The 13130-nt window shown below is 39.8% G+C and carries 7 protein-coding genes and 1 pseudogene; 1 reads left to right on the top strand and 7 read right to left on the bottom strand.

Translation table 11 applies throughout. The features are described 5' to 3' along the window. Positions 1–2: 2 nt before the first annotated feature. The 6 genes and pseudogenes from iolD to MBEAL2_RS20905 all read right to left on the bottom strand — a co-directional run bounded on the left by iolD (position 3) and on the right by MBEAL2_RS20905 (position 9270). Positions 3–1916: a 3D-(3,5/4)-trihydroxycyclohexane-1,2-dione acylhydrolase (decyclizing) gene (gene iolD, locus MBEAL2_RS20880; protein WP_047154186.1), complete on the bottom strand. Its 1914-nt coding sequence runs from the start codon at positions 1914–1916 to the stop codon at positions 3–5. Next, positions 1916–2925, bottom strand: a pseudogene (gene iolC, locus MBEAL2_RS20885) (5-dehydro-2-deoxygluconokinase). Before iolC ends, iolD begins: the two are co-directional and overlap by 1 nt. Positions 2926–2951: 26 nt before the next feature. Beyond that, on the bottom strand, positions 2952–3767 hold the full coding sequence (iolB, locus tag MBEAL2_RS20890) for a 5-deoxy-glucuronate isomerase (protein WP_047154187.1): 816 nt from the start codon (positions 3765–3767) through the stop codon (positions 2952–2954). 161 nt (positions 3768–3928) lie between these two features. Beyond that, positions 3929–5404: a methylmalonate-semialdehyde dehydrogenase gene (iolA, locus tag MBEAL2_RS20895; protein ID WP_047154188.1), complete on the bottom strand. Its 1476-nt coding sequence runs from the start codon at positions 5402–5404 to the stop codon at positions 3929–3931. A 1004-nt stretch (positions 5405–6408) separates the two neighbouring features. Further along, positions 6409–7419: a LacI family DNA-binding transcriptional regulator gene (locus tag MBEAL2_RS20900; RefSeq protein ID WP_047154189.1), complete on the bottom strand. Its 1011-nt coding sequence runs from the start codon at positions 7417–7419 to the stop codon at positions 6409–6411. A gap of 429 nt (positions 7420–7848) precedes the next feature. Then, positions 7849–9270, bottom strand: coding sequence for a sugar porter family MFS transporter (locus MBEAL2_RS20905; protein WP_047154190.1), 1422 nt, complete (start codon positions 9268–9270; stop codon positions 7849–7851). A gap of 1034 nt (positions 9271–10304) precedes the next feature. Here MBEAL2_RS20905 and MBEAL2_RS34080 point away from each other — a divergent pair. After that, complete coding sequence (locus MBEAL2_RS34080; protein WP_082130074.1) at positions 10305–10478, top strand: winged helix-turn-helix domain-containing protein; 174 nt, start codon at positions 10305–10307, stop codon at positions 10476–10478. Between the two features lie 286 nt (positions 10479–10764). Here MBEAL2_RS34080 and glmS read toward each other — a convergent pair whose 3' ends face one another. Continuing rightward, complete coding sequence (gene glmS / locus MBEAL2_RS20910) at positions 10765–12600, bottom strand: glutamine--fructose-6-phosphate transaminase (isomerizing) (RefSeq protein WP_047154191.1); 1836 nt, start codon at positions 12598–12600, stop codon at positions 10765–10767. Between the last annotated feature and the right edge of the window lie 530 nt (positions 12601–13130).

Below are 13130 nucleotides of genomic sequence, written 5' to 3' on the forward strand. Positions count from 1 at the left end.
TATTAGTATTGCTTCGCTTCTTTAAGTTTTTCTTGCTTTAATTCATATGCCTTCTGAACGCCTTCCTGGTTCGACACTTCAGGCACTCCGAGATTCCACCAGCTGCCTTCATAGCCGTCTGTCATTGTTTTCGGGAGCACTTTTATTTCAATTAAAGTAGATTTGTCTTGTTTTTTCGCGTCTTCCAAAGCGGCTTTTAATTCTTCTACCGTATTGGCACGATACGCTTTCGCTCCGTATGCTTCTGCCAATTTTGCATAATCAATATTTAAAATTTGATTGTCATCTGTCCTGAATTCGCAATAGTAACTGCCGTTCCCGAAATCCATTTGTAAGTTGTTGATGCAACCATATCCAGAGTTATCGAACAGAAGTACGTTAATCTTTTTATTGTACTGAATGGCTGTGACGAATTCGGAGTGCAGCATAAGGAAACTTCCGTCTCCAACGATGGTGTATACTTCTTTTGCCGGATCAGCCAACTTCAACCCTAATGTCCCTGATACTTCATATCCCATACAGGAGTAGCCATATTCAAGATGGTACGTGTTCGGCACATCTGAACGCCATAAACGCTGCAGGTCTCCCGGAAGCGAACCAGCTGCACAAATGATGATGCTGTCAGGATCGATTGTGTCATTAATGGCAATCAATGCAGTCGTTTGTGGCAATTCCGTATGTAATGCATCCGCGTATTCATTTAACACTTCTTGTGAAAAATGATTTTTAATTTCAGGAGTAAAGTGTTCTCTATTAAATACAACTTTGCTTAAACGATCGCGTTCAGCTGACCACTCTTCTTTTAATTCCGCAATCGTGCCGCCAAACTCACTCTTGTATCCTTCCAGCATAGGAATTAATGCCTCAAACGTTGATTTCACATCGGCTACAACCGGGAAGGCATCTAACTTATATGCTTGCATGCGGCTCACATTGATATTTAAGAATTTAGTTGTTTCAAAATTAAAAATCGTTTTCGAAGAGGTCGCGAAATCTGTAAATCTTGTGCCGATGCCAATGATTAAATCTGCCTGCTGGGCTGCCTTATTTGCTGCCAGCGTTCCAGTGATTCCAAGTCCGCCCAAGTTGTTTTGAAACGAAGACTCGACCGTTGATTTACCGGCTTGAGTTTCGACTAACGGAATGTTATATTTTTGTGAAAATTCAACTAAAATCTTGCGTGCTTCTGAATATTTAGCTCCGCCGCCCACAACGACTACCGGTTTTTTGCTTGCTTTAATTAATTCGGCTGCTCCGTTTAATTCACGGTCATTTGGCAATTTACGATCAATATAATGAACCCGTTTTTCAAAGAATTTCTCATTGTAATCGAAGGCTTCACCTTCCACATCTTGTGAAATACAAATTGTGGCGGGACCTGCTTTTGCCGGATCTGTCATCACTTCAAATGCCCGAATTAAACTGGACATCAATTGTTCTGGGCGAGTAATACGATCCCAATACCTTGACACTGGCTGGAGCGCATCATTCGTTGTAATCGCAATACTATGTTCTTGTTCCAGTTGTTGTAATACTGGGTCCGGCTGGCGTGTAGCATATGTATCAGCCGGCAACAACAAAATAGGAATATTATTAGCAAGCGCGGTTCCTGCTGCTGTTACTAGATTGGCTGAACCCGGTCCGTTTGAAGTCGTCACCGCATAGATTTTTTTGCGAAGCATTTGTTTGCTGTAAGCAATAGCTGCATGGGCCATTCCTTGTTCATTTTTCCCCTGAATGACTTTCAAATGACCAGAATCTTGCTCGAGCGCTTGTCCAATCCCCAATACATTTCCATGTCCAAAGATATTGAAGATTCCTTCTACAAACGGTGATTCCTGTCCATCAATATGAACATATTGCTGGTTAAGAAATTTAATTAAAGCCTGGGCTGTTGTTAATCTGATCGTTCCCATTAGTTGCTCCCTCCTACCCCGATGGCTTCATTACAGGAGCTTCCAGCAATTAATTGCTCGATTTCTTCTAATGTCGGCATCGCTTCTGAAGAACTATGTTTGCTTACAACGATAGAAGCGGAGGCACTGCCGTATTTTAAAGCTGTTTCAATCTCTTTTCCGCTGATTAAGGCATATAAGAAAGCGGAAGCGTAGGAATCTCCAGCGCCGAACGTTTTCAACACTTTCGTGCGGTAAGCTTGGCCTTTGAATGTTTCTCCTGATTTCGTATAGGCATAGGAACCTTCTACTCCGTGTTTAATCACGACCAGGTCAGGAGAATGACTGAACAAGTAGCGGATCGTATCTTCGTTTTTCCCACCTTGCTTGCTTTCCATCACATCGTATTCATCGCGTGTTCCGATGACGATATCTGCCTGCTCGGCAACCAATGAGCAATACAACGCAGTTCCTCAAGCGAATTCCACGAGTACGGGCGATAATCTAATTCAAACACCACTTTTACGTCATGTTTCTTAGCAAGGCTGACGGCTTTTAGCACCGCTTCACGGGACGGGCTTTTTGACAGGGCTGTTCCTGACACAAGCAGGATTTTGGATTGCTTGATGTACTCCTCATTTACTTCAGAAGGAGACAGATAAAGATCTGCCACATCCTGTCGGTACATTAAAATGCTGCACTCTTCCGGACTCTTGATTTCTGTAAAGGCTAATCCTGTTTTATGTCCCTCTTGGTCTACCACCATATTAGAAGTGTCAATTCCGACACCGCGCATATATTGCTCAATGAAGCGTCCGTGCTGATCATCCGAGATTTTGCCGATAAATCCGGCTTTTAAACCTAGTTTGGAGCTGCCAATTGCAATATTCGCAGGCGAGCCTCCTACATACTTTGTGAACGTCATCGTTTCTTCCATTGGACGGTTATACTCTGTTGCATTTAAATCGATGCATGCACGGCCAACCGCAATAATGTCATATTCTCTTTCTGCATTAAATTCGTATTTCATCCCTTAGCTGCTCCTAACATTTTTTATTAACGCTTTAAAATCCATTCGTGGTCCGGGTCATTGTAGAATTTCCAAATGCGTGTCGGCCCTGCCATGACATTTAAATAGTAAGATGTATAGCCATCAGGCACCCCAACTGGGTGATAACCTGCCGGCACGAGTACAACATCTCCGTTTTCAACCGTCATCGTTTCATCAAGAGAACGATCATCCGTATAAACTCGCTGGAATACAAAACCTTGCGGTGGATCCATTTCATGATAATAAGATTCTTCTAAAAACGACTCTTCTGGCAAGTTGTCCTGATCATGCTTATGCGGCGGATAACTTGACCAGTTTCCGCTTTCCGTATACACTTCAACGACAAGCAAACTGTTGGCAGTTGGATCCGAGTCCGGCAAAATGTTGTGGACGAGACGCTTGTTATTCAATATTCCTCTATTTTCAACGCCGTTATCTGAAGCCTTAATCAATCTTGTCGGCAACTGCTTGTGAGAAGGTGAGTAGCATAATGCGACGCGAGCCTGACTAACTCCCTCGACTTCAAAACGGCGATCATTTGATACATACACACTGTCGGTTGGAACACGCTCGAATACGCTTTCACGAGTGCCGAGGTTACTGAATTTTTCTTCACGGTCTGTCACATTGATTTTTCCTGTGAGAGCGACGATGCAGCACTCCTGTTTTTCTAATGATTCCGAGTATTTAGCACCTGGCGCCAAATCAACAATTTTAAATCCGACGTATTCCAACGGAGAGTTCCCTGCGGATACTTCTTGAACAACAGTCACTCCTTTGGAAATTTCATTTTTTTCGGGTTTTCGGAGCAATTTACTCATATGTACCTCCTTACTTATTTGTCACACTGTAACAAATTACCTTGACATTCTACTAGTCTTTATAAATCGGTCCCTTGTAATACAAGGGACCGGTTGTTTTACTGTATAGTAAAATCCACTAATTTAATGGATAAATTAAATAATTAAGACAACGATAATTTTCACTCAAATATTGGGGCAGCGTAGCGTGCTGTCACCACTTTTTTACGTGTATAGAAATCTACGCTGTCCTTTCCGTTCGCATGTAATGTACCATAGAAGGATGATTTCCAGCCTGAGAATGGGAAGAATGCCATAGGAGCTGGTACCCCTAAGTTAACCCCTAACATACCTGCATCAATGTTTTCACGGAAGTAGCGGATGGATGCAGCATTTGTTGTAAAGATACAAGCTCCATTCGCAAATTCTGATTTGTTCGCAATTTCAATTGCTTCTTTTAAGTTCTTCACACGCATTACAGATAATACTGGAGCAAAGATTTCTTCTTTCCAGATGGTCATATCTGGTGTTACATCATCGAAGATTGTCGGGCCGATGAAGAAGCCTTCATCTAATGAACGGTCTCGGCCATCGCATACAACCGTTGCTCCCTCTTCAATTCCTTTTTCGATATAACCGATTGTACGCTTTCGGTTCTCTTCTCTGATAACGGGACCAAGTAACACACCATCATCTAAACCGTTACCTATTTTAATATTGGCTGTTCTTTCTCTCAGTCTAGCTAAAAATTCATCAGCAATTCCTTCTTCTACTGTTACAACTGAACATGCCATGCAACGCTCACCCGCTGAACCGAATGCGGAAGAAATAACATTTGTGATTGTGTCATCCAAATCAGCGTCATTCAAAACGATCGTATGGTTTTTAGCACCTGTTAATGCTTGAACACGTTTTAAGTTTTCACTGCCCCGTTTAAATACAAATTCACCAACAGGTTTTGAGCCAACAAATGAAATCGCTTTAACTTCAGGGTGGTCTAAGATACCGTTTACAACATCATGTGCGCCGTGAACTACGTTGAACACACCGTTTGGAAGTCCCGCTTCTGTAAATAACTCGACTAATTTTCCTGTTAAGAGCGGTGTTCTTTCAGATGGTTTTAAAATAAATGTATTACCAAGCGCAATCGCCATCGGGAACATCCAGCAAGGTACCATCATCGGGAAGTTGAAGGGGGCGATACCGCCAACAACCCCGATTGGATAACGATAGTTTGTTGCTTCAACATCTGTTGCAATCGAGGATAGTGAATCTCCCATCATTAAAGAAGGTGCTCCCGCTGCAAATTCAACATTCTCGATTCCGCGTTGAACTTCTCCTAGTGCTTCGGTAAGGCTTTTTCCATTTTCCTTTGTAATCAAGTGAGCCAATTCTTCTTTATGCTTTATTAATAATTGCTGGTAATTAAATAGAATTCTTGCACGACGTGGCACTGCAACGTTTTTCCATTTTTCAAACGCTTTTGCAGCCACCTCTATTGCATAGTCAACATCCTCTTTTGTTGAAATTGGAACCTGGCCAATCACTTCTTTTGTAGCCGGATTATAGACATCTTCATATTTTGTTGTTTTACTTTCAACCCACTCACCATTTATGTAATTTTTCAACTTTACTACTTTCGTTACTACTTCTGGCATGTTTTTTGCCTCCTTAAAATATGTTTTTATTTCTACAAATCTTATAAATCAGAAGGACAACGCTTACAAATTCAGCAAATCTATAAACACAGTGTCCTCCATGCAAACAGCAAAAAATTTTTTTCATTGTTGTTATTTTAAAGTTGCCCTTATTAATTAATAGATGACTTCCTTACATTTACGATTTTAATATCAGTTAATATAAAATCAGGGTTATCGTTTTCCTTGAAAACCTTAAAAAAATATATGGGAATTCAACAAATTACCCTAATATACAGCTTAATATCCTCCCTTTTTATCTAAAAATATTAAATTGAACTGAATTATCTCCTCTAATTCAGGGTTATCGATTACCTTAAGTTGATTTCATTTTATCTTATACTTCATGATATTTCAATAACTTTTTAAAAAGGTTATATTCAGATTACTTTTTGATTGTAGTTTTGAATAAGGTCCTGAGTGTAACTATTATGTATATTAACTAACCTTTATCTTTCCCTTAGGTGAGGTCGTTGTTTCTTGTATAACAAGTTCCGGAGAAAGGAGAGCGCATTGTTTAGCCCTGTAACCTTTTTCAATTTTTTCTATCAAAAGATCTGTAACTCTCCTCTACTTTGCAGTTCAATAAAAAAATAAACAAAATTGTTATGAAAATATTCTTTTGGTTTCCACTTAATCTTATTTGAATTAACGCGAAATGATTATGAAAATTAACGTAACTATTTTTAAATAAAAAGCGGCAAGAAAGTCGAGTGAAACTACGATTTTCTTGCCGCTTTTCTATAGAACTGACCCATACACTTTAAAAAGCTTAATTTTAAGCCGCATTAACGGACAGTAAAGCCTTTACTTCAAGACCTAGAAAATTTAAGAAGGATGGATAAGGGCTATGTTTGAATAAGAGTAAACTGGGCAATATCTGTGTGACCGCATCACCAAAGCCTTAATAAACCATCAGGTGAATGGAAGTGCCCATACTGATACAAATTTCACTTTATATTTTGCTATTTTTCATTTAGTTCTGCTGTTGATTGACGAATAACAAGTTCCGGCAAAAGAGAAATACGTTGCTTCATGTTGTCCTTTTTTTGAATTCGTTGAGCCAACAGTTCCATCGCCTGTTTTCCCATTTCGTGTATCGGTATAGCTACGGATGAAAGCTGAGGTTCTACGATTTTACACATAACCGTATTATCAAATCCTATAATAGACAATTCATCCGGTATCCCGATACCAAGTCCCTTCGCTGCTAGCATCGTCCCAATAGCTAGTATATCATTACAACCAAAAATCGCCGTAGGCCTTTGTCCGCTATTAAGCAATTCTTTAGCCTTCACCTCTGCTCCTTCAATGGTTGGTTCATTAATCGTAATGACTAAGTTTTCATCAACCTTTATTCCGGCATTTTCCAGAGCCTTTTTATATCCCTTTATTCGTTCCGTCCCACTTATGGTTGCTTCCTCCGCAATAATTCCAATTTTGCGGTGTCCTAAAGACAACAGATGTTCAGTTGCAATATAACCTCCTAAATAATCATCGCCGGTTACGCTGCCTACAGGAAGTTCAGGCCGTTGAAGAGAAATAAGTACTATCGGGAATTCTTCCTCAATTAACTGTTTTAAAACCGGTTCATTTTTAAATATCGAAGCTATAATAAATCCGTCCACATGTTTCTGCCTTAATAATGTAATATGCTTAGCTTCCTTTTTAGGGTCACCCCCCGTGCTGCACATGACAACACTAAATCCCAACTCTTGTCCATATTCCTCTATATGTTTTAAGTATTGGGCATATATAGGGTTAGCCGCATCAGGAATTAATAGTGCAATAGTGTAAGTGGATTTTCCTTTCAGTGCAGAAGCCAACACATTGGGCTGGTATTGAAACTCCTCTATGATTTGCATTATTTTATTTTTTGTTTTCTCACTTATCCGTCCCTTATTATTAATAACCTTGGAAACCGTAGTTGCAGATACTCCCGCTTCCTTCGCAATATCGTGAATGGTTAATTTCATTTCTCCCTACTCTTTCAACTGATGTGTATTTTTCTCACAACGAAGTGGTATACCCTTCTGCCAGCTGTCTTACTGGTATATTATTTGATAATTATATCACAACCGCTTGAATACAGTATATCCCTTCTCACTCTTAAGAAATTCGCTTCTATAGGGCAGCTTTTTCTTTCCTCAATCTTTTAATTACTATAGGATATTGCGCAGATGATTACGAAATATAACAGACTGCAAAGCTTTCACTAAGAAATCCTTTGCAGTCTGTTGACTTATTTCTATACCGATAATGATATCCTTTTCCAGTTATTACCAACCTTATTCCAGGGATTTATAGAAGAGTTGCAGCTATATTAATTTTCCGAGTCCGGAGCCAAACTATTGGTTTCTGCCATATTAATTTTTAAAATTACAATCGTCTTCCTCTTAGTTTATTTATTTTGCTTGGGCGTCAACCTGTTTCAAGTATGCCTGATTATCTTGCCCATCATGATTACGGAAATTAAGTTCCAACTGTTCAAGTGTAAGTCCTTTGGTTTCCGGCAAATATTTCTTTACAAATCCGATTGCCGCAAGTCCCAAAGCTACGAAAATAAAGAACGTTGTGGATAAACCTACCTTATCGAGTAATACTGGAAATACTAAACCAATTAAACCATTCACTACCCATAAGAAAAGTACTGTAACACCCATACCTAAACCACGTAAACGAAGTGGGAATATCTCCGAGAGCATCAACCATGTTACCGGTGAGATCGCTCCCTGTTGAAAAGCAAGAAACGTAACTGTTAAAGTAAGTACAACATATGGAAGTGCCGCGGATCCTTCAAATATAAGCGAGAATAACCCAATAAGTAAAAGTGACGCCGTAGTTCCTAACAAACCAGTTATCAACATTGGACGACGGCCGACCTTGCCAAGAAGCCAAATACCAACAAAAGTTGCTAAAACCGAAATGGCACCGTTTGCAACATTACCAATAAGAGCCGCCTTAGTTTCAAAACCAGCATCTTTAAGAATTTGAGTACCGTAGTACATGATTGAGTTAACACCTGTAAGTTGTTGAACAACAGCAATTCCAATCCCAAGGAATAGGATACGACGGATCCAAGGTACATTTAAATCTTTAAATGTTGCTTGCTTAGCTCCTGCCTCTTCGGCAAAAGTTTCCTTAATTTTATTAAACTCTGATTGAGCTTGTTTTTCCTCACGTATCTTTCGGAGGACACTTAGGGCATCTCCATTTTTCCCTTTTGATACGAGCCAGCGCGGGCTTTCTGGTACTTTAAGCATACCAAAGAATAAGAAAATAGCTGGAAGTGCTGCGATAGCAAGCATGTAGCGCCAAATATTTTCATTATGAGACATTGTACTGCCTAAAATAGCATTGATAACGAAAGCAAATAGTTGTCCAGTAACGATCATCAATTCGTTCTGAGTAACCATTCGGCCCCTTCTGTCTGCAGATGACATTTCCGCTAAATAAGCTGGAACTGTTACTGACGCTCCCCCTACAGCAAGTCCTAAAAAGAAACGAGAAATAACCATAACTGTTACGTTAGGAGCAAGTGTACATCCAAGTGCAGAAAAAAAGAACAACACTGCGAGATAAAGAATGTTTGTGCGGCGGCCATTAATATCTGATAGCCGGCCGCCAAATACTGCACCTAATGCTGCCCCAAAAAGAAGTGAACTTGTAATGAGACCTTCAGTGAATGAATTAAGACCAAGTGCTTCAGACATAAACGGTAAGGCTCCATTAATGACACCCGTGTCATACCCGAAAAGAAGCCCGCCGAATGTCGAGACTAAGATAATAGTACGTAAAAACGACCTTTGATTTCCCTGTTTACTCATTTGAATTTCTCCTCTCTTCTCCTTTTATAAATAGATAAGTAATTTTTTACCTATGTATTTCTGGATCAACGAATTACATTCCAATAGATGAGCAAGAATTGAAGTGTGTTCAATTCTTGCAATCATCTCGCGTATCCACCATATAGATAACGCTTACATTTTTAACATATTATTAGTACTAATTGTTCTCTATACAGCTGGCGGATCACACCTATAATATGTTTTTCTATTAATTTAAAAATAAGGGTTATCGATTATTCAAAAAAGGCAGGTATTTTATTATTTTTTGCAAAAAGCCTCCTTATCATCCTTCTTTTTACGTTGATTTTTTACAATAAACTAGGTTAAAGCGCTTTCAACCCCACTTTTAAATAGGTTATCGATTACCCATTTATTGATTTTATTTTATCCTGTCCTTAATAAGATTTCAACACCTTTTTAAAAAACATTATATATATTCCGATATTTCTTAACTTCTTTATTACAGATACACATTTGGAAGTATTAGGACAAAAAAGAGAAGGTTGATTATCAGTTAACCATTAGTGAAAGATGAGAAAAACAACCTGATGCTCCAATCTTTTAATTCATTCGATATAAATAAATGTGAATTGACGTCTTAATTGGGAAAAATTTGTCCAACTGATTCCTAAGAAAAAGTCAAAGGAGCGGAATTTATGGGAAAACTCACGGTAACACAAACCCATGGTTTTATACCGGAAAGCTTACCTGTAGAAGAATGAAAAATACAAGACGCTTTCTTTAAGCAACGCCTCACGGTGGTGTGACTCGTCACGGAAGGATACTCTGCTACGGATCCCGGAAACATCTTAGACATTTGCCGTTAATCCGTTTCTAGGTATGTAAAAATGTTTAACTGAAGTGGGCTGACTGAGCTTTTTCATCATAATTTTCCGCCAGGAAGCAAACCCTATTTGTCCGAAGAACAGCACACAGAGTTGGAGTGTGTCATACTGGAAAGTAGACCAAAAGAAGAAGGAATGGAACCATTTGCTTCATGAGATACACACATTTTGCAGTTGTTTATTCAAAATCGTTTCGGTGTCTCAATGTCCAGAACCGGCATCTTACGCATGTTGTATCGGATGGGATTCCGTTATCAGCGTTCGGGGTATAAACTGGTCAAAGCCAACGCAGCTTATATAAGCTTTTTTGATACTTTTTCTTTAACTAAACATTTTTGCTAATTAAGAAAAAGATATAGATATCCTTGTGAAATCAAGGATATCTATATCTTTTTCCTGTGACATTTTAAATTGAAATCATATGACAAATTAAGATGAAACGTGTGACAAAATTAAATGAAATCGACATCATACTCTTAATTTTTTTATACATTATATTGGCTTTGGCTACTACCAACCTAATATCCAAATGCGTTCATTTAATAAAATACTATTAGGTTACCAACTTTAATGTCAGGTTACCGACTTTAATGTAAAGCAACAAACATATAGAACTTCCAAACCAGTATTACTCTACAGTCAAACTCTTCGCCAGATTCCTCGGCCGATCCACGTCATGTCCACGCACCGTACCCGAATAATACGCCAGCAATTGAAGCGGAACCGCCGCTAAAATCGGCATTAACAGTGGGTGTGTTGACGGAATATACATCACTTCATCCACCTCCTCTGCCAGCAAATCATCTCCTACAGTTGTAATCCCAATCACAAACGCATCCCTTGCTTTAACTTCTTTAATATTGCTGATTGTTTTTTCTAAAACCTCCTGCTGCGTCGCCAGCGCGATAACCGGCACACCCGGTGTAATCAAAGCCATTGTACCGTGCTTCATTTCTCCGGCAGCATAGGCATCCGCGTGTATATACGCCACCTCCTGCAGCTTTAACGCACCTTCCAGTGCAAGCACATAATCCAATCCCCGTCCAATAAGAAAAATGTTTTCCTGATCATATGTAAGCTGTGCGAACTGGTCAATTGCATCCTGCGTCATAATAAGAGTCGACTCTACATCGCCCGGCAGGCGTTTTAGCCATTTAAGCAATTCCGGAATTTGTTCGGCGCCGTGCCAGCCTCCTTTTTCCGCTAACCAAATCGCAAGCAATACGAGAATGGCCAGCTGGGATGTATATGCCTTTGTAGATGCTACCGCCATTTCCGGGCCGGCCTTTGTGTATAGTGTGCAGTCTGCTTTTCTGGAAACCGAGCTTCCTGCCGTATTCGTAATAGCTATTACAGGACAACCGTACTTTTTTGCTTCCCTGAGGGCGGAGAGGGTATCTGCCGTCTCCCCTGACTGGCTTAATATGATAACTAGATTTTGTTCTGTAAGCTCCGGATGCTCGTAACGAAATTCTGATGAAAAATTCACTTCAATGGGGAGATTAAGCAGCTTCTGCAATACCTTTCTGCCAATCATCCCGGAGTGATACGAAGTACCGCTCGCTACAATCGTAATTCTTGTTAAACTTTTGATTTCCTCTTCGTTCCATAGTTCATCCAATTCAGGAAGAAAAACACGGTCTTCTTTTAACCTGGCGGATAGTGTTTCCTGAATCGCTTTTGGCTGCTCAAAAATTTCCTTCAGCATATAGTGCTCATAATCCTGCAGCATTACGTCCTGCAAACCCCATTCAATCAGAGTGTGCCCGGGCTCGATAGCAGTTCCGTCCATATTTTTGAGCGTTACTTTTCCTTCTGACAGAATCGCGATTTCCCCATTCTTTATCGGCCGGATTTCACGGGTAAGTGGCAGAAGTGCGGGGATATCGGATGCTAGAAACGCTTCGCCCTTGCCAAAGCCCAAAACGAGCGGATTATCCTGCGAAACGGCGACAATGATACCAGGCTGCTCTTTTGACATAATTGCCAGGGCAAATGACCCTTTAAGCATAGGGATGATTATCCGTACTGTCTCCTCTAAATCACCAGTGTCATGCTCCTCTAGCAGATGGGGAATGACCTCTGTATCGGTCTCCGTTGCGAAATCATGTCCCTGTTTAATTAATTTTCTCTTCAAATAGGGATAGTTTTCAATGATGCCATTATGGACGACAATAAACCGTTCATCGCAGCCGGTTAACGGGTGTGAGTTTGTAACGGAGGGTGTCCCGTGTGTCGCCCAGCGTGTATGTCCAATTCCGAGTGTGCCTTTATGCAAGGGCTCACGGATAAGGAGAGAACGTAAATCTCTAATCCTCCCTACTGTTTTCCGCAGTTCAATATGTTCTAAATTGGATACAGCCACACCTGCCGAATCATATCCACGATAATCTACCTTATCTAAACAATCCAGAAGGATGGGCAGCGCATTTCTTTTTCCCAAATAACCAACGATGCCGCTCATGCCTTTCACCTCACTAAATTCGCCATGTATCTTTCTATTATACTTAACTTAACACTTTCCGACGAGCCTCCGTGTTAGATATTGTAACGTCTAATTAGCATCTCTCTTAAAAAAGAGGCCTAATTATTCACCTATCGTCTATTTTGTATATTATATAATATCTTTATTACTATAAATATATTGTTATTCAGTTAATACGCTTTCTAACATCGAAAAAATTAACTTTTGATGAGAATTATGCAGTGGTTATGGACAGGGACGTAGAATCCGGTCGGGCGAAAGGGGACGGGTTATGGGAATTGAGACTGTGTTTGCGCATAAAGAAATCGCCTATGTTTTAGATTTAATTGGAGAAACTGACGGAGAAAATCCTCACTGAATCTTCTAGCCGTAATGCTGCATTTGTTATTTTTGACTTCACTGGAACAACTAAACAATTCTTTGCTTTCTCTTTAGTATTTCCGTACTCATTTTCTTTATTATAATTTAAAAGGAAGTTCAGTCTTGTGATTCCCTTTTAGTTTTATCAA

Origin of the sequence: Aneurinibacillus tyrosinisolvens, assembly GCF_001015055.1 — a bacterium.
GTDB classification, from domain to species: Bacteria; Bacillota; Bacilli; order Aneurinibacillales; family Aneurinibacillaceae; genus Aneurinibacillus_A; species Aneurinibacillus_A tyrosinisolvens.